We start from the raw sequence: 22368 nt of genomic DNA, 5'->3' as shown, positions 1-22368 counted from the left end.
TCCAGCGAACGTGCTGATGTCGCTACAGTTCCATAGCCGCGATTATCGTCTTGGTCACCACTGACGGAAACCAATCCTTTCACGTTTGGTGTGACAACGTTCGCTCGGAGGGAACGATGACGACCACAGCCTATGCCAAGGTCGCGCAGGTGCGGTACCGGGAGCTCAAGACCCGGATCGCCCTCGCCGCCTTCATCGGAGTGACGGCCTGGACCGTGACGCCGACGATCTGGCCGATCATCTGGTTCGCGGCCATGCTGGTCACCCAGGCGCTGGATTGGGCGGTCTTCACCCGATATCGCCGCAACCCGGAGTGGATGCCGGATCGCGCCTATCTGGTCCTCTCCTGCCTGACGACCTTCGTGGGCGTGACCGTCTATGCGGGCCTGACCGCCTATATGTGGTTCTACGGCGGCGAGACGGGGCGGATCTTCGCCATGATCCAGTGCGCCGGCGGTCTGCTGCACGTCAGCCTGCACATGCATCACGCGCGCGCGATTCTGATCTCGGCCGTGGTGCCCCACGGCCTGTATTTCCTGGGTTTGCCCCTCTATCAGGCCGCCCAGAGCGGGCGATGGCAGGACCTGCTCGTTCCGATCGGCGGCCTGCTTTACATGAGCCATCTGGTGGTCGCCGTACGCCAGAGCTCCAGCACCACACGCGAGATGCAGGAGGCGCGCGACGCCGCCCTCGACGCACGCGGCAAGGCCGAGGTCGCCAATGCGGCCAAGTCGGACTTTCTGGCCGTCGTCAGCCACGAAATCCGCACCCCGATGAACGCCGTAATTTCCGCAGCCAATCTGCTGAAGCAGACGCCGCTCGATACCCGGCAGGCCGAGCATGTCGATATGCTGATCGACGCCGGCGACGTCTTGATGGGCTTGCTGAACGACGTCCTGGACGTGTCCAAGATCGAGGCGGGCAAGATGGAGCTGGAGACCGCCGACATGGTCGTGCGCGACCGCCTGACGGCGCTGGGGCGGCTGTGGGAACCACGGGCCGAGGCCAACAATGTGCGTCTGGCCTGGAAGATCGCGCCGGACGTGCCGCAGGCTGTGCGGACCGACCCGCTGCGCTTCCAGCAGATCCTTTTCAATCTGATGTCCAATGCGGTGAAGTTCACCCGTGACGGCGACATTCTGGTCAAGGTCGACTGGATCGACGGCGTGATGACCGTGGCCGTGACTGACAGCGGTTGCGGCATTCCGGCGGACCGGCTGGAGCATGTGTTCAACAGCTTCGAACAGGCCGACGCGGGGACCACCCGGCGCTACGGTGGTACGGGTCTGGGCCTGTCGATCAGCCGCAAGCTGGCCGAGGTCATGGGCGGGTCGCTGACCGTGGCCAGCGTCGAGGGCGAGGGTTCGACATTCACGCTCCAACTGCCCATGACCGTGGTGACGGTCGTTTGCGATCAGGCCCAGCAGGCCGCGGTCGATCTATCCGTCCTCGCCGACCGCTCGATTCTGGCCGCAGACGACCACCCGGTGAACCGGCGTATCCTCGCCCTGTTGCTGGAACCTTACGGCTGTCGCCTGACGCTGGTCGAGGACGGGGCCCAGGCGGTGGAGCGGGCGGCGCAGGAACCCTTCGACGCCATTCTGATGGACATGCAGATGCCGGTGATGGACGGACTGGAGGCCAGCCGCCACATCCGTCGAGATGGCCCTAACCGCGAGACGCCGGTCATCGCCCTGACCGCCAATGCCATGGATACGCATCGCGCGGCCTGGCACGCGGTGGGGGTCCACGCCTTCCTGACCAAGCCGATCAATCCGGCCCTTCTGGCCATGACCCTGGCCGAGGCCTGCCGTCAGGTGCGGTCCGACGAGGTCGTCGAGGCGGCTTAGGGACCGGACCAGCCCCTGATGGCGTCGTCCAGCGACACAGCTGGGGGCTGGGTGACAATGTCGAGGCTATCCGAACCAAACCGGGGTGCCGGCGCCGGCTGGGGCGGCTCGCCCGCAAACGTCCCTCTCGCGGCATTGTGCGGGTGTCCAGCAGCCTCGGCCAGGGACAGCACCGGCGTGACGCAGGCCTCCGTCCCCGCGAAATGTCCGGCCCAGTCGTCGCGGTCGCGCGTAGCAAATAGGGCTTCGAATCGCTGGTGCAGGGCAGGCCAGTTCGCCATGTCGAACTGAGGCGCTTCCTCGGCAGTCAGGCCCAGACCCGCGATCAAGGCCGCGTAGAAGCGCGGCTCCAGCGCCCCCACTGCCACATGACCGCCGTCGCGGCAGGTGTAGCAACGGTAAAAAGGGGCACCACCATCCAGCAGATTGCTGCCCCGCGTCTCGTTCCATAGCCCGCGCGACGACAGGGCCGAGAACAGGCTCATCAACAGGGCCGAGCCGTCGGTCATGGCGGCATCGACCACGCGACCTCGACCGGTGCGCTGTGCCTCCAGCAGCCCGGCCAGAACGCCGGCGACCAGCATCATGGCTCCGCCGCCGTAGTCGCCCACCAGATTCAGCGGCGCCCTTGGCGGGCGATCCGGCTCGCCCATGGCATGGAGGGCTCCGGACAGGGCGATGTAGTTGATGTCGTGGCCGACCTGATCGGCCATCGGCCCGGTCTGGCCCCAGCCGGTCACGCGCCCGAACACCAGCCGTGGATTGCGCGCGGCGCAGACATCCGGCCCCAGTCCCAGCCGCTCCATCACGCCGGGCCGGAACCCCTCGATCAGGGCGTCGGCACCCGCGATCAGGTCGAGGATGCGGGCATGGTCCTCTGGGTTCTTCAAATTGACCTCCACCGCCGCCCGGCCGCGATGCAGCACTTCGCCTCCGACTTCAGCGAAGACGGCCGAACCCGCAGATGCGCTGCGGGTCAGGCGCAGGACCTCAGCCCCCAGATCGGCCAGGACCATGCCGGCGAAGGTGACAGGCCCCAGGCCGTCGAACTCGAGGATGCGCAGACCGGACAGAGGTTTCATGATGTTTGAGTAGCCGTCCGCCTGCTGAACGTCGAGCCGGCCCTTGACCCGGCGCGGCCGATGCACCAGAAGGCGCGTCGCCGGTGACGCAAGCGCGCCCGGCGACGATGTGCGTCCTTAGCTCAGTTGGTTAGAGCATCTGACTTTTAATCAGAGGGTCCTCGGTTCGAGCCCGAGAGGACGTACCATCACCTTTTTGCCCGCAGGGATTTACCGCGCGCCGCGACGCCTGTCGCTGCGATCGCCTCTGATCTGGACCGTGCCGTCCTTGGCGAAGGCCTCGAAGGACGCCTTGTCGATGTTTCTGAACTCTCCCGTCCTGTCCCAGTCCCAGTCGAAGGATATCCGCTCGCCCTTGTGCGCGAACTTGCCGGACCAGTGGGCAAAGAAGGAATACTTGTCGCCGCCGATGATGATGACGTGGCGATGCAGGGCGGTTTCGTTGCCTTCGTCGCGCGGCGGCTCTTCCAGATAGGTGTTGTAGGCGTGGAAGCCTGACTTCTCGATACGCATGGTCAGTTCGACGTGTGGCGGGCGTGGAAGTCGCGGCGGAAGGCCTCGAACCGGCCTTCCGAAATCGCGGCGCGCATGGCGGCCGTCAGGGCCTGATAGAAGGCGATGTTGTGCCAGCTGAGCAGGACCTTGCCGAGGATTTCATCCGCGCGGATCAGGTGATGCAGATAGGCCTTTGAATACTGACTGGACGCCGGGCAGGGGATGTCGGAGTCCAGCGGGTCCTGATCCTCGGCAAAGCGCGCGTTCTTGAGGTTCAGCGGGCCATCCCACGTCCAGGCCTGGCCGTGGCGACCGGCACGTGTGGGCAGAACACAGTCGAACATGTCCACGCCGCGATACACGGCCTCAACCAGGTCGATCGGCTTGCCGACGCCCATCAGATAGCGGGGCCGGTCTGCGGGCAGCATCTCGGGCGCATAGTCCAGCACCTCGCACATCGCCTGATGACCCTCGCCGACGGCCAGGCCGCCGATGGCATAGCCGTCGAAGCCGATCTCCTGAAGCTGTTCGGACGACTGACGACGCAGGTCCTCGAAGGTCGAGCCCTGCTGGATGCCGAACAACCCTTGCGTCTCGCGCGTGCCGAAGCGGGCCTTGGATCGTGCGCCCCAGCGGATCGACAGTTCCATGGCCTTGCGGGCGGCATCCTTCTCGGCAGGGAAGGCGACACATTGGTCCAGCTGCATGGAGATGTCGGCCCCGATGCGGTCGGCCTGGATCTCGATGGAGCGTTCCGGCGTCAGGACGTGTTTGGAGCCGTCGATGTGGCTGGAGAAGGTCACGGCCTCCTCCTTCACCTTGGAAATGCCGGCCAGGGACATGACCTGAAAACCGCCGCTGTCGGTCAGGATCGGCTTGTCCCAGCCCATGAATTTGTGAAGGCCGCCCAGCCGCTCCATCCGCTCGGGGCCGGGGCGCAGCATCAGATGGTAGGTATTGCCCAGCAGGATGTCGGCCCCGGTCTGCTTGACCTGATCCACGGTCATGGCCTTGACGGTGGCGGCGGTGCCGACCGGCATGAAGGCGGGGGTGCGGATGTCGCCGCGTGCGGTCTTGAGCACGCCGGTACGGGCGCGGCCCTCGGTGGCGGCGATCTCGAAGGGGAAGGGCATCTAGCGGATCAGTCTTTCCAGCGCCTCGGCGCGCTGCAGGTCCTTGGGGCGGCCGAACAGGCGGGCCATGGCGATCTGTTCCTCGATGGTCGGAATATAGACGGTCACGTCGCCTAAACTCACGGGCAGGCGGGTGTGGAACTGCACCGGCACCCAGTCGCCGCCGTCGCGGATGTCCATGTCCGCCATGATCTCCAGCGGCACGGGCGTAGTCAGGATGCGGCCGAAGACGCGCGAGCGGAACACGCCCTCGCCGAGATCGGGCACCGCCTCGCCGCCGAGGGTCTCCAGCAGAACGCGGGCGTCGCGAGCGCTGGTCAGAATGTCGATGTCGGGCACATGCAAGCCCTCCAGCCCGGCCAGGGCCATGGCCGTACCCCCGAAGACCCACCAGGGATCGCGCAGGGCGGGGGCGGCGGAGGCGACGGTCTCCAGCGAAAGGGTCAGTGGCGTGGGCAGGTCCAGCATGGACCGGAGGCGTTAGCGCGTTTGGACCGTCGCGTCACGTCCGGCTGCGGAACAGCAGCGATCCGTCGCCATAGGAGTAGAAGCGATAGCCCGTGTCGACCGCATGGGCATAGGCTGCCTTCATGGTTCCGGTGCCTGCAAAGGCGCTGACCAGCATGAACAGCGTCGACTTCGGCAGGTGGAAGTTGGTCATCAGCACGTCGACCGCGCGGAACCGGTAGCCGGGAGTGATGAAGATGGCGGTGTCGCCGTGGAAGGGCTGGACCTGACCATCTTCTGTCGTGGCGGATTCCAGAAGGCGCAGGGACGTCGTGCCGACGCAGACGATGCGGCCACCGTTGGCATGAACGGCGTTCAGCGCGGCGGCGGTCTCTGGAGACACCTCGCCCCACTCGCTGTGCATCTTGTGGTCGGCCAGGTCATCGGCTTTGACTGGCAGAAAGGTGCCCGCACCGACGTGCAAGGTGACGGCATGGGTGGTGACGCCCCTGGCGCGGATGGCATTGAGCAGGACCGGGGTGAAGTGCAGTCCTGCGGTCGGCGCAGCGACGGAGCCGTCATGCTCGGCAAAGACCGTCTGATAGTCCGACCGGTCGCGGTCGTCCTCGGGTCGTTTGGCGGCGATATAGGGGGGCAAGGGCATGACCCCGACCTCTCGTATGGCGTCGTCCAGCGCCGGGCCGGACAGGTCAAAGCGCAGGGTGATCAGGCCGTCGTCGGATTTGTCGGCGACGGTGGCGGACAGGGTCTGGAAGTGGATTCGATCCCCCGCCTTGATCCGCTTGCCCGGCTTCATGAAGGCGGACCAGACATCGGCCGCGTCGCGATGATGCAGGGTGGCCTCGACCGGGACGGTCAGGGTCTCGCCCTCCGGCCCGATCCGTTCGCGCATGCCCGACAGCCGGGCCGGGATCACCCGCGTGTCATTGAAGACCAGGGCATCGCCGGGGCGCAGGAGGTCCGGCAGATCGCGGATGATCCGGTCGGTCAACGCGTCACCCTGCACCACCAGCAGCCGGGCGGAATCGCGCGGATCGGCAGGACGCAGGGCGATGCGATCCTCGGGCAGGTCGAAATCGAAATCGGCGGTCTTCATGAGCAGGCGCAAAAGCCATGCGCGGGAAGGGGGGTCAAGTCGTCACGCTGACATGTGTCGGGCCACGCGCGATAACGGCGGCATGAAAATGATGACCATTGTCTCCGCTTCCGTCCTTACTCTTGCGCTCGCGGCCTGTGACGAGGCCACGTCGACCCTCCAGGAGATCGAGGATACCGCTGCTCAGGCGCGCGTTACGGCGACCGAAATCGATGCGCGCTCAAACCAGATTCAGCAGGCCGTCGAAGACCCGGCCGGAGCCCTGCGGGGTCTGGTCTCGGCCAATCTGGCGAAGACGCCGACCGATCAGCCTGGCATCTATCTGCTGACCGATTTGCAGACGGGCTGTCAGTTTCTGGCGACCTATGGCGACGACGGGACGACCGTCAGTTCCATCGCCCCGCGCGTCGAGGCGACGGCAGATGGCGGCACGCGGCAGCGCTGTGTTGCTGTTCGTGGGCCGAACACAGAGGCGCAAACCGAAGGCTGATTGCCTCCGGATGCGTTGACCCGGTGGCCTTGGCGGGCGAAACCGCCTGCCATGCTCCAGAATCTCGAAACCCTCGCCGCCGACGCCAAGTCCTGGCCCTTCGAACAGGCCCGCAATCTGCTGGCGCATGTGCTGAAGAAGCGGCTGTCCGAGACGGATCGCGCCGAGGCCAGGGCGCTGATCGATGCGGGCAAGGCGGACGAGGCCCTGGCCCGGTTCGAGGCGTTGCGCAAGCCTGTGGTTCTGGAGACTGGCTATGGCCCGTCGGGTCTGCCGCACATGGGCACCTTCGGCGAGGTGGCCCGCACGACCATGGTGCGCAACGCCTTTCGCGCCCTGACCGGCGATCACTGGCCCACGCGGCTGATCGCCTTCAGCGACGACATGGACGGGCTGCGCAAGGTGCCGGAAGGCGTGCCGAACCCGGAGATGCTGCGTGAGGATCTGCATCTGTCCCTGACCCGCGTGCGCGATCCCTTCGGAACGCACGACAGTTTCGGGGCCCACAACAACGCCCGCCTGCGGGCCTTCCTCGACAGCTTCGGCTTCGACTACGAGTTCATGTCCTCGACCGAGACCTATCGGTCGGGCCGGTTCGATGAGACCCTTTTGACTCTGCTGGCGCGGTTCGACGCCATCCAGGCGATCATGCTGCCGACCCTGGGCGAGGAGCGGCGCGCGACCTATTCGCCCTTCCTGCCGATCAGCCCGACCACCGGACACGTTCTGCAGGTGCCGACCTTGGAGCGGGATGTCGCGGCCGGCACCATCACCTTCGACGACCCCGCGGCAGGCCGGACCACGGTGCCTGTCACCGGCGGCCATGTGAAGCTGCAATGGAAGCCGGACTGGGCCATGCGCTGGACGGCGCTGGATGTCGATTACGAGATGTCGGGCAAGGACCTGATCGAGAGCGTCCGCGAAAGCTCCAAGGTCTGTCGGGCCCTGGGCGGGACGCCGCCGGAGGGTTTCAATTACGAGCTCTTCCTGGACGTCGAGGGCAAGAAAATCTCCAAGTCCAAGGGCAACGGCCTGATGATGGAACAGTGGCTGCGCTACGGCACGCCTGAGTCCTTAAGCTGGTACATGTTCCAGTCGCCCAAGTCGGCCAAGAGCCTGCATTTCAACGTCATCCCGCGCGCGATCGACGACTATCTGGCGGCGATCGAGGCCTACAAGACCCAGGAACCGGCCAAGCGGATCGACAATGCCGTCTGGTCGATCCATGCGGGCGATCCGCCGACGCATACCTCGCCGGTGTCGTTCAGCCTGCTTCTGAATCTGGTCGGTGTGGCGAATGCCTCGGACAAGGCCCAGCTGTGGGCCTATTTCGCCAAATATCTGCCCGAGGCGACGCCCGAGAATGAGCCGCTGCTGGATCAGCTGATGGAGCGGGCGCTGAACTATTACGAGGACTTCGTGAAGCCGACGAAGGCCTACCGCCTGCCGGACGACAAGGAAAAGGTGGCCCTGCTGGACCTGGCTGAACGGCTCAAGGCTCTGCCCGCCGACACAACCGACGGCGAGCTGATCCAGGGCGAGGTCTATGCGGTCGGCAAGGCGCATGCGTTCGAACCTCTGCGGGCCTGGTTCGGGGCGCTGTACGAGGTTCTGCTGGGGGCATCGCAAGGGCCGCGGTTCGGCTCGTTCGCGGCGATCTATGGCCTGCCGCAGACGATCCAGCTGATCGAGGCCGGTGCCTACGGCGAGCTGGCGAAGTAGCCACAAAATCGTCGATGCACGAAGCGTCGGCGACACGCACAGCATACTGCGCCTGCGCTCAAGCAGCGAGGCTCCGCGAGCCGAGCGTTAGCACCCTAAACAAACATGAACCGAAAATAACGGCGAAGCTCCGGGAGCCTTCATGTGGCCCGGCGCATTCTGCATCCATCGACCAACCTCGATGAATGGAGAGAGCCATGTCGAAGATCATGAACACTACCCTGGCCACCGCCGCCGCCCTGGCCGCGCTGGTCACCGCCGTCCCCTCGGTTTCGATGGCCCAGCAGGCGAACGGCATCACCAACTGTGACGCCCCCGGTGGCCGTCAGCGTGCCGGTGCCCTGATCGGCGCCATCGCCGGTGGTCTGGTCGGCAGCCAGGTGTCGGACAACGAGCGCACCCTCGGTGCGGTCGTCGGTGCCGGTGCCGGTGCCGCCGCCGGCTCCTACATCGGCTGCAACCAGCAGCGCGCCCGCGCCGCCTCGGTACAGACGGGTGGGGCCTATCGCACCACTTCGAACCTGCGCATTCGCTCGGGCCCCGGCACCGGCTATCGCCAGGCTGGCATGCTGCAGGCCGGTCAGCCGTTCAGCGTAATCGGTTCGGAAGGTGAATGGGTCCAGATCGCAGGCGGTGGCTGGGTGAACGCCCGCTACGTCGTGCCGAACTAGGCGTCAGCGCCACTGATACTGGAAAGGCCGCCTCCGAAGGGGGGCGGCCTTTTCGCTGCCTACTGGCTGACCCACAGGATGCGACCCATCCAGAGGATCTCGCGGCGGGGCAGGGTGCGGGGCGGATACGCCGGGTTGATGGAGGCCAGGGTGACGTTGCGCGTCGTCAGAGCGGCGATTTCCTTGGCCATCGTCTCCCCGCCTGTGGTTCGCACCACGACGCGGTCGCCCTTGCGCACATCGCTGGCGGCGCGATCGACGACGATGCGATCGCCTGCGCGATACAGCGGTGCCATGGAGTCGCCCGTGATCCTCAGACTGAGCATGGTGTCGGTCGGGCGCGGCAGTTCCGTCTCGTCCCAACCTTCGCCGGTGGGCAGGCCTGCATCGTCGAAGAAGCCGTCGGACCCCGCCTGGGCCATACCCAGCAGGGGAACGGTCATCGGTCGCTCGGTCGCATCGCGGGCCAGGGTGGCGAAGTCGCCCAGCGATACCCCGGTCGCCTGCAGGATGCGGGTCAGGCTCTCGGTCGAGGGCCAGCGGGGGCGCGGCGGATCGCCGGGCCCGAACCGTTTCGACGGATTGAAGCTGGTCGCATCCAGACCTGCCCGTCTGGCCAGGCCGGACGCGGTCAAGCCTTCGCGCCGGGCCAGGCCGTCGATCGCGCTCCAGAGCTGACTATGGGACAGGGGCATGGGGATGGGCCGGCGAGTGATTCGCACTGCCAGACTATAGGAATATCAACCTAGCCCAAAGCCTATTCCAGGCCTTGCGCCACCCGATCCTGCCAAGCCCAGAAGGTGCCGACGGCGATGGCGACCAACACGCCATAGCTCGCCAGATTGATCACTGCATAGAAGGCGGAAAGGGGAGGTCTCACATCGACAATCGTCAGGACATGGCTGAGTACAATGACCGATTGCAACGCACAGACCCAGATCGGCCAGGCCCGATCAGTCTTCCACACCAAAGCGGCGTAAACACCCAGCATGATGGTATCGATACCGAGCAAGCGCCAGTTGGTGCCGTAAAGCTGGCCTGTATCCTGAACCAATAACGAAGCCAGGAAGGCCAGGATGTAGGCTCCCGCGCCAATCCGCTCCGGCTCATCGCCTTTCAGAAAGGCAAACGCCGTGATGCAGACCGCGACAGCGGCTCCGATCTGCGATGCAAGCGTTTCAAACATGCAAAAACCCCCATGCCCGAGGGCATGGGGGTGATATTGCACATATCGTAGCGGTTCCGGAATGACCCGGAGCCGACATTACACCGAATTAAACAGCGCGGAGAACGTTGCGAACCGGCGGACGGCTCTCGGACTCGGCAGGCTTGTCGAGGGTGCCCAGAGCATAAGTGCCCCAGCCCAGGCGGCGGTGGTCCTTGGCCATTTCCTCGTGGCAGGCCACCACGGCGTCACGCGCGGTCGACAGGGCGGCGATGGCAGCCATGATCTTGGCTTGCGAGTCGGCCGCCGCGATGGGCGAGATGCCCAAGGCCGTACGACCGGCGATCATCGCCTGGACCATGCCCGTGGCGTGGACGAGGGCGGCATCGACGGCCCGCTCGGTTTCATTCAGTTCACCGGCGATACCGGCGACAACAGCAGCCTTATCCATCTTAAACCCTCCAGAACCAACTATGGTAAGCGGAACCTTAACATGAACTGCGTTCACCTGGTAGGGATTTATTCACCACGTCTGTAAGTCGAATGTTAACGCTCTCTGGATTGTCGGAGATGCCGCCCCCGACGGGAGGTCCGTCACCAGGCTTGTCCAGAGGCCCGACCGCCAGGGTGTCGAGACCCATCGACCGCGCGAGCGCACCCAGGGTTGCGTGGGTCTGGATCATGTTTTGTCGTGCGATCGTCAGGGCGCTGATCGCTCCGGCCACGCCGTCGAACGCCTTCTGTCCCGTGGTGGCCGAAAGATAGGCGTCCGCGCGGGCAGTCGGCAGATGCGCCGCCAGATTAGCAGTCTCGACCAGCGCGCGGTCGATGGCTGTCTCGGCGCAGTACAGTCGGGCGGCGATCTGTTCGCCAATGGATTGTCTGTTCATCGTCGTGGCTCCGCAGCGTGACGGGTGTGTCACGCACGCAGACCAACAGTTGTGCCGATTCGAAACAACTAGGAGTTGTTGTCGTTCATCAGAAAATGCGCCTTCAGGGTTGCGATCGGCTGATCGCGCTCGGCCTGCCAGGCTGTGGCCTGCACATGCGCGACACGGCGACCCGCGCGAACGACACGGGCCGTGGCCGATACGGCGATCGGCTTGCCTGACCTCAGATAGGCGATCGACACATTGATCGGGCGTGGCAGGCGAAGCGACGGATGCACCCGCGCGATCTCCGCAATGGCGGTAAACTCGAGTAGCGCGGCGGTCGAGCCGCCGTGCAGGGCCGGCAGGATGGGATCCCCGACCAGCCGGTCCTCGAACGGCATCGTCACGATCAGTTCGTCGGCCTGCATGGCCGAGGTCAGCCCGAGGAAGCGCGCATAGGGCAGGGTAGTCAGGACATCGGTCATGCGCCCGCCCCACGCGACGGACCCAGATTGGCCCCTATGCCCCGGCCCGCACGGGAATCGACGACATAGGCGCTCTGGGCGGCGGCGATGGGGTCGGCGGGATCGTCCTCGAACGCCCAGGCCCGCACGAAGGCGATGGAGTGGGTCAGGCGGTAGCACACCGCCTCGGCGATCACGTCGCGCCTGGTGGCAGCGGGGCGCATGTAGTCCACGCGCAGATCCAGGGTCGCGATCGGCACGAACTGCCCCGACTTCACCCAGACGGCCAGTCCTCCGACATGGTCCAGCAGGGTCGTCACAAGGCCGCCGGCGATGACCCCCGTCTGCGGATCGCCGATCAGGTCGTCGCGCCACGGTACGCGAAGCCTGACGGTGTCGCCCTCAAGCCCCTCCAGCCGAAAGCCGAGGGCATGGGTGTGAGCCGATCCGCTGGCCAGCTGGGGAAGGATATCGATCAACGCCATGTGCCGGGTGTGGCGCGACCCGCCTGACGAGGCAAGAGGCGACGCATGGCGGTTTGGCGCGTTGTGTCCGCCATGACCGCTGCCATAGTCCGCTCATGATCCGTTTCGAGGACCTGCTGCATCCCACGCCGTCAGGGCTGTACTGCCCGCCGGGGGATTTCTACATCGACCCCGTCGTGCCGGTGGACCGGGCCGTCGTCACCCACGGCCACGCCGATCATGCCAGATCGGGCCATGGCACCGTTCTGGCCACGCCCCAGACCCTGGCCATCATGGGCGAGCGGTATGGGGTGGACTTCACCGGCTTGCGGCAATCGCTGGCCTATGGCGAGACGGTCAGCCACCACGGCGTGTCGATCACCCTCTACCCGGCGGGCCATGTGCTGGGCTCGGCCCAGGCCCTGATCGAATGGAAAGGCCTGCGAATGGTGGTGTCGGGCGACTACAAGCGCCGCCGCGATCCAACCTGCGCCGCCTTCGAGCCGGTGCCCTGCGACGTCTTCATTTCCGAGGCAACCTTCGGCCTGCCGGTCTTCGTGCATCCGCCGGACAGCGAGGAAATAGGGCGTCTGGTCCACAGTCTGGAACAGTTTCCAGAGCGGGCGCATCTGGTAGGGGCCTATGCCCTGGGCAAGGCACAACGGGTGATCCGCCTGCTGCGCGAGGCAGGGTGGAAGCGGCCCGTCTACGTGCACGGGGCGCTGGAACGGCTGAACCGGCTGTATGAGGCCGAGGGGGTGGCGCTGGGTCCCATTCTGCCGGCTACCGGTCTGAAGGCGAACGCGCTGGGCGGGGAGGTGGTCGTCGCCCCGCCGTCTGCGACGCAGGATCGCTGGGCCCGTCGGTTCGCCGATCCGGTGCTGGCCTTCGCATCGGGCTGGATGGGGGTGAGGGCTCGGGCGCGTCAGCGCGGCGTGGAACTGCCGCTTGTCCTGTCCGACCACGCCGACTGGCCGGAACTGATCGCCACCTTCACCGAGTTGAAGCCGGAGGAAGTCTGGATCACGCACGGGCGTGAGGAGGGCCTGCTGCGCTGGGCCGCTCTGAACGATCAGAAGGCGCGGGCCCTGCGGCTTGTCGGCTATGACGAGGACGATCTGGAGCAGGACCTGACGGTGCCCGCGTCCGAGGAGGTGGTCACGCCGCAGAGCGGGCCGGGCTGAGGTCGGTGACCGACGCCGTCTTCTGCTCCAGCGCCGTGTTGATGGCGAAGCGCAGGCGTTCGGGCTTGATGGGTTTCTCCACCACACAGGCCATGCCGCTGGCGACATAACGTTTGGCGTCCTCGGGATCGGCGTTGGCCGTCAGAGCCACGATCGGAATGGCGCTGACCGGGCCATCCAGGGCCCGGATGGCTTGGGTCGCCTGGACGCCGTCCATGCGCGGCATCTTGATGTCCATCAGGATCAGGTCGAACGGCCGCTCCTGCACCGCTGCCACCGCCTCGACGCCGTCCTCGGCCGTTTCGGAAGTGCAGCCGAACATTTCGCACAGGGCCTGGGCCACCACGCGGTTGGTCGCATTGTCGTCGACGATCAGGATATGCGGCGCGGTCTGGCCCGTCGTTTCGGTGGGTTGAACCGGTTCGGCAGCGGTTTCGACCTCGCTCTGCCTGGCGGTCAGCATGATGGTGAAGACGGCTCCCCGCCCGGGGTTGTTCGCCGCCGTCAATGTGCCACCCATCTGGGTCACCACCAGGCGGGCCAGGGCCAGGTCGAAGCCACCGGTGTCGTCCTGCTGCATCAGCGGATCGAACAGGGTGTCCAGCCGCTCGGGCGCGATGCCGGGTCCGTCGTCGCGGACCCAGGCTTCCAGACCGACCTGGCCGTTGCGGGCCGTCGCTTTCAGACTGGCCTCAACGAGTCCGTCACGGGCATGCCCGAGCGCATTGCCGATCAGGGTATCGAACACCGCCCCAAGACGCTGCGCATCAAGATCGGCGGCCAGATCCGTATCACCCTCGTAGCTGACCATCAGACTAACAGCGCTGTCAGAGGCGCGATGCGACCAGCGGGACTGGACATCGTCCATCAAGGCGCGAAGGGGGGTCGATACAGGAGCGAGCTCAAGCTCGCCGGCGTGGGCGCGCGAAAAGTCCAAGGCCTTGTCCAGCGTCCGCGTCAGCTCGTCGGAGGCCTCGACCATGGTGGCGACGTGAGCTCGGACCTGGGCGTTCAGCGGCTGCCGCTGCAGCAGATCGCCGATGGCCCTCAGCCCGTTCAGCGGCACGCTCATCTGGCGGCTGAGCACATTGAGCAGGCGCGTGCGGGTTCGGCCCGCCGCCTGGACCATGGCGCGGTCGCTGGTGGCGGTCTCCAGCTGGATTTTCAGGTCCGTGTTCTGGCGGCGCTGTCGCTCATTGACGGCCTGGAGCAGGGACAGGGCCGTGCCGACGCCGTGATAACGCCCCTCGCGGGTGACGATGAAGCCGCGCATCAGATCGCGCGTGCGGCTGGACAGAAAGACGTCGCTGAAGGTGTCGAAGGCGACGCCCGCCTCGATCACTGCGGGCTCGGTATCCATGACATGGGCGGCGGTGCGATGGGCGTAACCGGCATGGCCGAACGGGGCTCCGAACTTGACCAGAAAGCCGTCGCGCTCGATCAGGCCGAGGGGCCGTTCGCCATCGACGACGGGAATAACGAAGGTTTCGGGTTCGCTCTCGAACCGCGCGAAGATTTCGCGGCCCAGGGTGTCGGGCGATACCGGCGCGATGCGCTCGGTCAGGGCTTCGATCGTCGGCATACTGGCCGGTACTCCACAGAAAGCCTGTGGACAGGTAGCCGGAACCGGTTGCGGAACGGTTAAGCCTGACAATAAGCGCCATCTTCTCGCCCTTTTTGCTCCCGGTCGGGCAGTGGTGTAAGGCGGCACCAAGTCAGACGTCCGACCTTGAACCCCTTTTGCATGCGCGCGGCCATTTTTGGCCGACCGCAGGTTTGTCATGAGCGCCATCCAGACCGACACCGCCGCAACGTCCGCCCTCGTCCTGTTTTCGGGTGGGCAGGACAGCGCCACCTGCCTGGCCTGGGCGCTGGAGCGATATGGGCGGGTGGAGACGGTCGGCTTCGACTATGGCCAGCGTCATGCGGTGGAGATGCAGGCCCGGCTGGCCGTGCGCGAGGGCATGGCGCGCGTCTTGCCGGCATGGGCGACGCGGCTGGGGCCGGACCACGTCATCGACCTGACCGGCTTCGGCGCGATCGGCGAGACGGCCATGACGACGGACCGGGCGATCGAGGTCGGGGCGCGAGGCCTGCCGTCGACTTTCGTCCCGGGCCGCAATCTGGTCTTTCTGACCGTCGCGGCAGCGCTGGCGGATCGACGCAGTCTCGATGTGTTGGTCGGCGGCATGTGCGAGACGGACTTCTCCGGCTATCCCGACTGTCGGCGCGACACGATTGACGCGATGCAGTCCGCGCTCAGCCTGGGCCTGGACAAGCCGGTTCCGATCGAGACGCCGCTGATGGCGCTGACGAAGGCCCAGACATGGGCCTTGGCCGACCGGATCGGCGGCGCTGAGCTGGTCGAGCTGATCGTCGAGTCCTCGCACACCTGCTACGTCGGCGATCGCGCGCACCGTCACGCCTGGGGCTACGGCTGCGGCACCTGCCCGGCCTGTGAGCTGCGGGCGGCGGGCTATGAACAGTGGGTGGCCGGATGACCTATTCGGCCAAGGAAGTGTTCCTGACCGTGCAGGGCGAGGGCGGTCAGGCGGGACGACCCGCCGTCTTCCTGCGCTTCGCCGGCTGCAATCTATGGAACGGGCTGGAGCGGGATCGGGCAACCGCCGTCTGCACCTTCTGCGACACTGATTTCGTGGGCACTGACGGCGATGGCGGGGGCAAGTTCGCGACGGCCGACCTTCTGGCCGACCATGTCGCCGCGATGTGGCGGGGCAGGCCGGGCGATCCGAAACTGGTCGTCTGCACGGGCGGCGAGCCCCTGTTGCAGCTGGATGCGCCGCTGATCGAGGCCCTGCATGCGCGCGGCTTCGACATCGCAATCGAGACGAACGGCACGCTTCAGGCCCCCGCTGGCATCGACTGGGTCTGCGTTAGCCCCAAGGCCGATGCTCCGGTGGTGCAGACGACCGGCCAGGAGCTGAAGCTGGTCTTCCCTCAAGCCGCCGCCATGCCCGACCGGTTCGAGCATCTGGATTTCGAGCGGTTCTGGCTGCAGCCCATGGACGGCCCGGATCAAGCGGCCAATACGGCCGCCGCCCTCGACTATTGCCTGAGCCATCCCAAATGGCGGCTCAGCGTTCAGACCCATAAATACATCGGCGTAAGATGAGCGTTTTCGAAATCACCAAGGCGGCCACCTTCGACGCGGCCCATCACTTCCCGAACGAGCCGGACGGCAGCCCCTATCGGCGGATGCATGGCCATTCGTTCGCGGTCGAGGCGACCGTGCGAGGCGAGGCTCTGGATGCGCATGGCTGGGTCGCGGACCTGGGGGCGCTGGATCGTGCGCTGAAGGCGGCGGCCGAAGAGCTGGATCACGGCCTGCTGAACGACCACGAGGGGCTGGAACTGCCCACGCTGGAAAATCTGTGCCTGTGGTTCGCTCAGCGTCTGAAGCCGGAATGGCCGGGCCTGAGCCGGATCGCCGTGTCGCGTCCGACCATTCATGAACGGTGCGTGCTGACGCTCTAGATCAGCAGTCCTGCCCCCGCTGCTGGCGTTGCTGGCAGCGGCGTTGCTCGCGCTCGTAGTCTCGCTGCTCGCGCTCCCGCTTGGCGCGGGTTTCCTCGTCCGAAGTGGTGACGGCGTCGAAGCCGGCTCCGACGACCGCGCCGGTCGCCTTGGCCGTTCCGCCGACGACGGCTGCGCCAGCGCCGACCACGGCTCCAACCACACAGCCCTGCAGCATCACGGCGCTGCCCAGGGCGGCGATGACGATGGCGGTGCGGGTGGCGGGCGTTCGCATGGTCGATCTCCGATGCACCGTCGTGACAGATCAGGGATGAACGGCGACTGACGGCGCGAATGGTAGGCGGCGACGGGTTCGAACCGCCGACCCTCTCGGTGTAAACGAGATGCTCTGACCAGCTGAGCTAGCCGCCCATCCATACGTTCGGGACGCTTAGACCATTTTGGCCGCAGGTCGAACGGGTCGCGCGAAAATTATTCGCTCAGTCCACCGCGCGGCATTCGGTGGTGGGCTTGTCGCTGGCGGTCCAGGTCGCCGTGATGCCCTTGCCGCGCAGTTCGTAGCCGGAGGCCTTGTACCACAGACCGTCGTCCGCCTGTTCGCGGAACAGGTCATAGGCCATGCCGCCAGAGGTGCGGACGGTCGCCATCTGCCGCGGATTGTCGAAATCGACGGTCAGCCGCTCGCTGTCCTGACACAGATAGACGGTACGGATCACGCGGGTGGCGGCGCGTTCCTGGATTTCGGCACCAGTCCGCCGCCGGGCCGTCTGGGCGGTCTGGGCCCGCTCGCGCACCGCATCGCCGTCATTTGGCGCCTCCGACGGCTGGGCCCCGCAAGCGGACAGGGCAGTGGCGCAGGCGAGGGCGGCGCTGACGATCAGAACTTTCATGCACGACTTCCCCAAGCGCCACCGTGGCGTCGTGCCCTAACGTGCCGGGTCGGTCCGCGTTCCTTTGCGCCGTGCGCGGAAGAAGGCGCGAAGCATCTCTGCACCCCGATCGGCCAGGACACCGCCGGTCACAATCGGTTTCCAGTGACAGGTCGGCTGCTCGAAAAAGCGCGGGCCATGCGCCACCGCGCCGCCCTTGGGATCGTCTGCGCCCCAGACCACGCGACCGATCCGGGCATGGGTGATGGCCCCTGCGCACATGGCGCACGGTTCCAGCGTCACATAAAGCGTCAGGCCGGTGAGCCTGTAATTCTGCACTTTTTTGGCCGCGTCGCGCAGAGCCACGATCTCCGCATGGGCGGTCGGATCGTGCGCGGCGATGGGACCGTTGCGGCCCTGTCCGACGACTTCGCCGGTCGTCTCGTCGACGATCACGCAGCCGACAGGCGTCTCTCCGACGTCTGCCGCCGCTTGCGCCAAGGCCAAGGCCATGTGCATGAACCGCTCATCATGGTCAGCCATTCCAAAGACAACGACAAGAAGCCGCGCCCGCGTCAAGACGCCGACCGCGACGGCCCGCGCAAATCCTTCGCCAAGCCGGGCGGAAAGCCCGGTTTTGGAGGCCCGCCGAAGGCCGGTGGCCCCGGCAAATCTGGAAAGCCCTTCGCCAAAGGCGGCAAGCCCGGTGCCGAGCCGGAAGCGCCCAAGCGCAGCGAGCGGATCGCCAAGGCCATGGCGCGCGCCGGGATCGCCTCGCGCCGCGAGGTCGAGCGGCTGATCGGCCTGGGCAAGGTGGCCGTCAACGGCAAGATTCTGGACACGCCCGCCACCCTGGTGACCCGCGACGACGTCATCACCGTGGACGGCAAGCCCATAGGCTCGGCCGAGAAGACCCGCGTCTGGCGCTATCACAAGCCCGCCGGCCTGGTGACCTCGCACAACGATCCGGGCGGGCGCCCCACGGTGTTCGACGCCCTGCCCAGCGGCCTGCCGCGCGTGATCTCCGTCGGGCGACTGGACCTGAATACCGAGGGCCTGCTGCTGCTGACCAATGACGGTGAACTGAGCCGCGCGCTGGAACTGCCGCAGACGGAACTGGTGCGTCAGTATCGGGCGCGGGCGCGGGGACGTGTCAGCCAGCTTCAGCTCGATTCGCTAAAGGACGGCGTCACCGTCGACGGCATCCGCTATGGCCCGATCGAGGCGACGCTGGACAAGGCCACGGGCGGCGATGCGGAGAAGCAGTCCGCCAATCTGTGGCTCAGCGTCTCCATCACCGAGGGCAAGAACCGCGAGGTCCGCAAGGTGCTGGAGCATCTGGGCCTGACGGTGAACCGCCTGATCCGCCTGGCCTATGGCCCGTTCCAGCTGGGCACCCTGCCCATCGGCTCGGTCGAGGAGGTGGGGCCGCGCGTGATCCGCGAACTGCTGGCCCAGCACATCCGGCCCGAGAACCTGCCGACGGGCAACAGCGTCTCCACGCCCGCGCCCATTCCGGGTCGCCGGACCTCGGCCCCGATCGTCAAGGGCAGCTCGGGCTCGGCCCTGTCGGACCCCTCGCGCAAGCCCAGCCGCGTCCGCGCCGCCGGGGCCGCTGCCGAAGAGGGCACCGACCGCGCCTCCCGCCCGCAGAAGAAGGCGGGCTGGGCCAAGGCCGCGCCCAAGTTCGATCATCCCAAGAAGAGCTTCACGCCGCGTGCGCGTCCCGAGGGTGCGTCTTCGGCGGACGGAGAGCGGCCCAAGCGCGTCTTCAAGCCGCGCGAGGACCAGTTCATCGATCGGCCGCGTGGCGATCCGCGCACAGGGGCACGACCTGCACCGGCCAAGGGCGGCTATGCAGGCAAGGGCGGGGATCGGCCCGGCGGTCGTCCTGCAGGCGGTGGCTTCAGCAAGCCGGGCGGCTCGCGTCCTGGCGGCTCGGGCGGTGGCTCCAGAAGCGGCCCCGGCGGCGGCAAGGGTGGACCCAGAGGGCCGCGCTCTAGCGGCTGATCTTTGACAGGAGGCCGGCATGGCCGATGCGGCGAGTGAGCGTTTAAGAGGCCAGTGCCTGTGTGGTGCCGTGACCTTCAGCGCCATACCTCGGGGCGGCATGCACGCCTGCCATTGTCCATCCTGCCGCCGTCAGTCGGGCGGCGTGTCCTTGAGCGTGCACTGCGGCGACAGTCTGGAGGTCCAGGGTCCCGTATCGACCTATGACTCTTCCGACTGGGCGGTACGGCAGTTCTGCTCCGCCTGTGGCTCGAACCTGTTCTGGCGTCTGAAAGCCGGTGGCATGACGACGGTGTCAGTTCAGGCGTTCGAGGACCCTTCGGTCTTCGATATAGCCGACGAGATCTACATCGACTGCAAGCCGGGCAACTATGATCTGGCGGGCGATCATCCGCGCCTGACCGGTGCCGAGGTCGAGGCGATGTTCGCGGCCGAAAGCTAGACCGCTTCCGACCTGCGCCGCCGCACCAACCCTTCCACCGCCGCCAGCACGACCACGGCCGTCACCACCTCGAAGACCAGATAGATCGGCGGGATGGCCTGTCCTGGCATGGCCGCCGACGACATCGGCTCGATCAGCCAGGCGATCAGCAGATTGTTGGCCAGATGGGCGCCGACCGCGAACTCGATGCCGCCCAGGCGCAGGGCCGCCCAGGTCCAGACGAAGCCGGACAGGGCCCTTGCCACAAAGGCCGTGGGATCGGGGTCCAGGTGGATGGCCGAGAACAGCACCGCATTGAGCACGCAGATCAGCCACAGACGCCGGGTCAGCCCCGCCGTGACCTTCAGCAGGACGGCGCGGAACACGATCTCCTCGGCCAGGGCCGCGATGAGCAGCAAAAGGACAGCCCAGCCCGCATAGGCCAGGCGCGTCTCCAGTAGATAGGCCGGGTTCAGGATCGGCGGCGCTGTGGTCGCCGGTTCGAACAGCAGCGATATCCCCAGCAGCACGACCGACACCGCCGCCATGATGGCAAAGCCCGCCAGCAGAAGGCGCGGCGAGAACGACCGCCCCGGCCACAGAAACTCGGGCCCCGCGCGGCGATAGACGATCATGGCCGCGAACAGGATGGCCACGGCCAGCAGCATCAGCGAGGCGGCCAGAAAGGCCATGAAGGTGATCTCGCCGTTCAGGCGAAACGGGCTCTCGGGCAGGGCGCCGCTGAGATCGGGCACCTGATAGCCACTGACGGACAGCACGGCCCCCAGGCCGAGCACGCCCACGATCATGAAGACGATCGACAGGGCGATCAGCGCCGCCAGCCTCAGCCACGGATGGTCTGTGGCGGCCCGCGTCAGATAGGGGCTGTGGTGCGCCGCGGCCCAGCTGTGGCGCAGGTCGGGCAGGGCGAATCTGGGTGATGACATCGCGCACCGTTGCATCGCGCCCGCTTTCCGGTCCAGAGGCTGAGGCCATGAGAATCGTATCGGGACAGTTTCGTGGGCGCAGCCTGGTCGCGCCCCAGGGGCAGGCGACACGGCCGACGTCGGACCGGGCGCGTCAGGCCCTGTTCAATGTGCTGGAACACGCCGCCTGGGCCGAGCCGCTGGAGGGGATGCGGGTGATCGACCTGTTCGCCGGATCGGGAGCGCTGGGGTTCGAGGCCATGAGCCGGGGGGCGGGGTTCTGCCTGTTCGTGGAGACGGACGAGGGCGCGCGGGGCGTGATCCGCGAGAATGCGGAAGCCTTTGGCCTGTTCGGCTCCACCCGGGTGCATCGGCGCAGCGCGATCGACCTGGGGCCGCGGCCGGGCTCGGTCGGCGACGCCTTCGACCTGGCGTTCCTGGACCCGCCCTATGGCAAGGGACTGGGGGAACAGGCGCTGACGCGGCTGGTGGCAGACGGCTGGCTGAGGCCCGGGGCGCTGGTGGTCTATGAGCGCGGGTCCGACGAGCCGGAGATCGACACGCCCGGCTACCGGCGGCTGGACACGCGGGACTACGGCGCGGCGCGGGTGCTGTTCCTGCGGGCAGAGTAGGGTTAGCCTTCTGGCATGAGCCAGTTCGACCGCCGCGCCTTCATCGCCTCCGCCACGGCCCTGGGCCTGGCCCCTGCCGTCGCCCGAGCCCAGGCGGCGACGGGTCCGGCATGGACGACGCTGAGCCCGCTGCCCTGGGCGGTGCAGGAGATCTATTGCGCGGTCACCGATGGGCGCATCCTGGTCGCCGGGGGCCTGCGTCGTGGCACGGGCAACAGCCTGATCATCGAGGATCGCGTGGGCAACTACGACCCCGCCCGCGATGTCTGGACCGAGGAGGCGCGTCTGCCGTCGCCGCGGCACCATCCGATGGTCTTCACCGGGCCCTGGGTCGGCTATGTCGTGGGCGGATACGGGCGCAGCGCGGCGGGCGACTGGACCAATATGACCGACGGCTGGCTGCTGACCGGCAGCGGCTGGGAGCCGATCCACCCCTTGCCGTCGCCCCAGGCCGAGGCCGTGGGTGCCCAGCTGGGCGACAACTTCCACCTGGTCACCGGTCGGGTGCCGGCGGGCAGCGCCAACGGCCAGTGGAACGATCAGATCGATACCGACCAGCATCGCGTGCTGGTGCCCGGCGGGCCGGGCTGGGAGACCGCAAGGCCGGCGCCGATGGCCAGAAACAGTGCCGCCGGGGCCGTACTGGACGGGGCCCTGTGGGTCGCGGGCGGGCGGACGGTGTCGGGCGGGGGCACCGGGCGGCTGGACCGATATCACCCCGTCGCCGACCGCTGGGACACCCTGGCCCCGATCCCGCGCTCCTTTGCGTCGAACAGTCAGGTCGGGGGCGGCCTGGCGATGGTGGCGCTCCCTGGCAAGGATGGGGGCGGCAAGCTGGTCGCGTTCGGCGGCGCGAACC

General features: G+C 66.9%; 28 protein-coding genes and 2 tRNA genes. 13 read left to right on the top strand and 17 right to left on the bottom strand.

Going from position 1 to position 22368, the window contains the following annotated elements:
* Positions 1 to 116: 116 nt before the first annotated feature.
* Positions 117 to 1850 (top strand): ATP-binding protein, encoded by a 1734-nt coding sequence (locus JHC81_RS07285; protein ID WP_292172643.1) that lies wholly within the window; start codon positions 117 to 119, stop codon positions 1848 to 1850.
* On the opposite strand, the gene JHC81_RS07280 is transcribed toward JHC81_RS07285, so the two are convergent.
* Positions 1847 to 2932: a CaiB/BaiF CoA-transferase family protein gene (locus tag JHC81_RS07280; RefSeq protein WP_292172640.1), complete on the bottom strand. Its 1086-nt coding sequence runs from the start codon at positions 2930 to 2932 to the stop codon at positions 1847 to 1849. The genes JHC81_RS07285 and JHC81_RS07280 overlap by 4 nt on opposite strands.
* 111 nt (positions 2933 to 3043) lie before the next feature.
* On the opposite strand from JHC81_RS07280, the gene JHC81_RS07275 reads away from it, so the two are divergent.
* A tRNA-Lys gene (locus JHC81_RS07275) sits at positions 3044 to 3120 on the top strand.
* A 22-nt stretch (positions 3121 to 3142) separates the two neighbouring features.
* Here the strand turns inward: JHC81_RS07275 and JHC81_RS07270 are convergent.
* Genes JHC81_RS07270 through queA form a run of 4 tightly spaced genes read right to left on the bottom strand, consistent with a single transcriptional unit; the run spans position 3143 to position 6124 of the window.
* A complete protein-coding gene (locus tag JHC81_RS07270; protein ID WP_292172637.1) occupies positions 3143 to 3445 on the bottom strand; it encodes a hypothetical protein in 303 nt (100 codons plus the stop codon).
* A 2-nt stretch (positions 3446 to 3447) separates the two neighbouring features.
* On the bottom strand, positions 3448 to 4560 hold the full coding sequence (gene tgt / locus JHC81_RS07265) for a tRNA guanosine(34) transglycosylase Tgt (RefSeq protein WP_292172634.1): 1113 nt from the start codon (positions 4558 to 4560) through the stop codon (positions 3448 to 3450).
* On the bottom strand, positions 4561 to 5028 hold the full coding sequence (locus JHC81_RS07260; RefSeq protein WP_292172630.1) for a hypothetical protein: 468 nt from the start codon (positions 5026 to 5028) through the stop codon (positions 4561 to 4563).
* A gap of 34 nt (positions 5029 to 5062) precedes the next feature.
* The gene (gene queA / locus JHC81_RS07255) at positions 5063 to 6124 is read right to left on the bottom strand and encodes a tRNA preQ1(34) S-adenosylmethionine ribosyltransferase-isomerase QueA (protein WP_292172627.1); all 1062 of its coding nucleotides are present in this window, start codon (positions 6122 to 6124) and stop codon (positions 5063 to 5065) included.
* A gap of 88 nt (positions 6125 to 6212) precedes the next feature.
* On the opposite strand from queA, the gene JHC81_RS07250 reads away from it, so the two are divergent.
* The 3 genes from JHC81_RS07250 to JHC81_RS07240 all read left to right on the top strand — a co-directional run bounded on the left by JHC81_RS07250 (position 6213) and on the right by JHC81_RS07240 (position 9007).
* Positions 6213 to 6614 (top strand): hypothetical protein, encoded by a 402-nt coding sequence (locus tag JHC81_RS07250; RefSeq protein WP_292172625.1) that lies wholly within the window; start codon positions 6213 to 6215, stop codon positions 6612 to 6614.
* Between the two features lie 51 nt (positions 6615 to 6665).
* Positions 6666 to 8336 (top strand): lysine--tRNA ligase, encoded by a 1671-nt coding sequence (locus tag JHC81_RS07245; protein ID WP_292172622.1) that lies wholly within the window; start codon positions 6666 to 6668, stop codon positions 8334 to 8336.
* Positions 8337 to 8533: 197 nt separating this feature from the next.
* The gene (locus tag JHC81_RS07240; RefSeq protein WP_292172619.1) at positions 8534 to 9007 is read left to right on the top strand and encodes an SH3 domain-containing protein; all 474 of its coding nucleotides are present in this window, start codon (positions 8534 to 8536) and stop codon (positions 9005 to 9007) included.
* A gap of 59 nt (positions 9008 to 9066) precedes the next feature.
* On the opposite strand, the gene JHC81_RS07235 is transcribed toward JHC81_RS07240, so the two are convergent.
* From JHC81_RS07235 to JHC81_RS07210, 6 genes are all read right to left on the bottom strand, one after another.
* A complete protein-coding gene (locus tag JHC81_RS07235) occupies positions 9067 to 9702 on the bottom strand; it encodes a helix-turn-helix transcriptional regulator (protein WP_292172617.1) in 636 nt (211 codons plus the stop codon).
* Positions 9703 to 9764: 62 nt separating this feature from the next.
* The gene (locus JHC81_RS07230) at positions 9765 to 10235 is read right to left on the bottom strand and encodes a hypothetical protein (protein WP_292172614.1); all 471 of its coding nucleotides are present in this window, start codon (positions 10233 to 10235) and stop codon (positions 9765 to 9767) included.
* Positions 10236 to 10281: 46 nt separating this feature from the next.
* Positions 10282 to 10623: a hypothetical protein gene (locus tag JHC81_RS07225; protein WP_292172612.1), complete on the bottom strand. Its 342-nt coding sequence runs from the start codon at positions 10621 to 10623 to the stop codon at positions 10282 to 10284.
* Between the two features lie 37 nt (positions 10624 to 10660).
* Positions 10661 to 11062 (bottom strand): hypothetical protein, encoded by a 402-nt coding sequence (locus tag JHC81_RS07220; RefSeq protein WP_292172609.1) that lies wholly within the window; start codon positions 11060 to 11062, stop codon positions 10661 to 10663.
* Positions 11063 to 11130: 68 nt separating this feature from the next.
* Positions 11131 to 11529, bottom strand: coding sequence for a PaaI family thioesterase (locus tag JHC81_RS07215; protein ID WP_292172606.1), 399 nt, complete (start codon positions 11527 to 11529; stop codon positions 11131 to 11133).
* On the bottom strand, positions 11526 to 11993 hold the full coding sequence (locus tag JHC81_RS07210) for a PaaI family thioesterase (RefSeq protein ID WP_292172603.1): 468 nt from the start codon (positions 11991 to 11993) through the stop codon (positions 11526 to 11528). Before JHC81_RS07210 ends, JHC81_RS07215 begins: the two co-directional genes overlap by 4 nt.
* Before the next feature lie 95 nt (positions 11994 to 12088).
* Here JHC81_RS07210 and JHC81_RS07205 point away from each other — a divergent pair, with 95 nt between their 5' ends.
* Positions 12089 to 13156, top strand: a complete 1068-nt coding sequence (locus JHC81_RS07205) for a ligase-associated DNA damage response exonuclease (protein WP_292172600.1) — start codon at positions 12089 to 12091, stop codon at positions 13154 to 13156.
* Here JHC81_RS07205 and JHC81_RS07200 read toward each other — a convergent pair.
* Entirely contained in the window at positions 13131 to 14738 is a 1608-nt protein-coding gene (locus tag JHC81_RS07200) for a response regulator (protein WP_292172598.1), read from the bottom strand. The genes JHC81_RS07205 and JHC81_RS07200 overlap by 26 nt on opposite strands.
* Before the next feature lie 199 nt (positions 14739 to 14937).
* Here JHC81_RS07200 and queC point away from each other — a divergent pair, with 199 nt between their 5' ends.
* Genes queC through JHC81_RS07185 form a run of 3 tightly spaced genes read left to right on the top strand, consistent with a single transcriptional unit; the run spans position 14938 to position 16651 of the window.
* Positions 14938 to 15657, top strand: a complete 720-nt coding sequence (queC, locus tag JHC81_RS07195) for a 7-cyano-7-deazaguanine synthase QueC (protein ID WP_292172595.1) — start codon at positions 14938 to 14940, stop codon at positions 15655 to 15657.
* Positions 15654 to 16289, top strand: a complete 636-nt coding sequence (gene queE / locus JHC81_RS07190) for a 7-carboxy-7-deazaguanine synthase (RefSeq protein WP_292172592.1) — start codon at positions 15654 to 15656, stop codon at positions 16287 to 16289. Before queC ends, queE begins: the two co-directional genes overlap by 4 nt.
* The gene (locus JHC81_RS07185) at positions 16286 to 16651 is read left to right on the top strand and encodes a 6-carboxytetrahydropterin synthase (RefSeq protein ID WP_292172589.1); all 366 of its coding nucleotides are present in this window, start codon (positions 16286 to 16288) and stop codon (positions 16649 to 16651) included. The genes queE and JHC81_RS07185 overlap by 4 nt, the downstream gene beginning before the upstream one ends.
* Before the next feature lies 1 nt (position 16652).
* Here the strand turns inward: JHC81_RS07185 and JHC81_RS07180 are convergent, their stop codons facing one another.
* The 4 genes from JHC81_RS07180 to tadA form a co-directional block, all read right to left on the bottom strand.
* Positions 16653 to 16925: a hypothetical protein gene (locus tag JHC81_RS07180; RefSeq protein WP_292172586.1), complete on the bottom strand. Its 273-nt coding sequence runs from the start codon at positions 16923 to 16925 to the stop codon at positions 16653 to 16655.
* A 60-nt stretch (positions 16926 to 16985) separates the two neighbouring features.
* Positions 16986 to 17062, bottom strand: a tRNA-Val gene (locus JHC81_RS07175).
* Positions 17063 to 17130: 68 nt separating this feature from the next.
* The gene (locus tag JHC81_RS07170) at positions 17131 to 17541 is read right to left on the bottom strand and encodes an MliC family protein (RefSeq protein ID WP_292172583.1); all 411 of its coding nucleotides are present in this window, start codon (positions 17539 to 17541) and stop codon (positions 17131 to 17133) included.
* 36 nt (positions 17542 to 17577) lie between these two features.
* Positions 17578 to 18039 carry a tRNA adenosine(34) deaminase TadA gene (gene tadA / locus JHC81_RS07165; RefSeq protein WP_292172664.1) on the bottom strand — a complete coding sequence of 154 codons (462 nt, stop codon included), beginning with the start codon at positions 18037 to 18039 and terminating at the stop codon, positions 17578 to 17580.
* A gap of 12 nt (positions 18040 to 18051) precedes the next feature.
* Between tadA and JHC81_RS07160 the strand changes: the two genes are divergently transcribed.
* The gene (locus tag JHC81_RS07160; RefSeq protein ID WP_292172579.1) at positions 18052 to 19530 is read left to right on the top strand and encodes a pseudouridine synthase; all 1479 of its coding nucleotides are present in this window, start codon (positions 18052 to 18054) and stop codon (positions 19528 to 19530) included.
* A gap of 100 nt (positions 19531 to 19630) precedes the next feature.
* Entirely contained in the window at positions 19631 to 19972 is a 342-nt protein-coding gene (locus tag JHC81_RS07155; protein ID WP_292172661.1) for a GFA family protein, read from the top strand.
* Here the strand turns inward: JHC81_RS07155 and JHC81_RS07150 are convergent.
* The gene (locus JHC81_RS07150) at positions 19969 to 20898 is read right to left on the bottom strand and encodes a CPBP family intramembrane glutamic endopeptidase (protein ID WP_292172578.1); all 930 of its coding nucleotides are present in this window, start codon (positions 20896 to 20898) and stop codon (positions 19969 to 19971) included. The two genes, JHC81_RS07155 and JHC81_RS07150, sit on opposite strands and share 4 nt — an antisense overlap.
* Before the next feature lie 47 nt (positions 20899 to 20945).
* Between JHC81_RS07150 and rsmD the strand changes: the two genes are divergently transcribed.
* Entirely contained in the window at positions 20946 to 21509 is a 564-nt protein-coding gene (gene rsmD / locus JHC81_RS07145; protein ID WP_292172575.1) for a 16S rRNA (guanine(966)-N(2))-methyltransferase RsmD, read from the top strand.
* Positions 21510 to 21524: 15 nt separating this feature from the next.
* The coding region (locus JHC81_RS07140) for a hypothetical protein (RefSeq protein WP_292172573.1) at positions 21525 to 22368 on the top strand (844 nt) is incomplete at its 3' end.

The organism is Brevundimonas sp. (assembly GCF_016463295.1).
GTDB lineage: Bacteria > Pseudomonadota > Alphaproteobacteria > Caulobacterales > Caulobacteraceae > Brevundimonas.
This window is presented reverse-complemented; position numbering and strand designations above follow the sequence as displayed.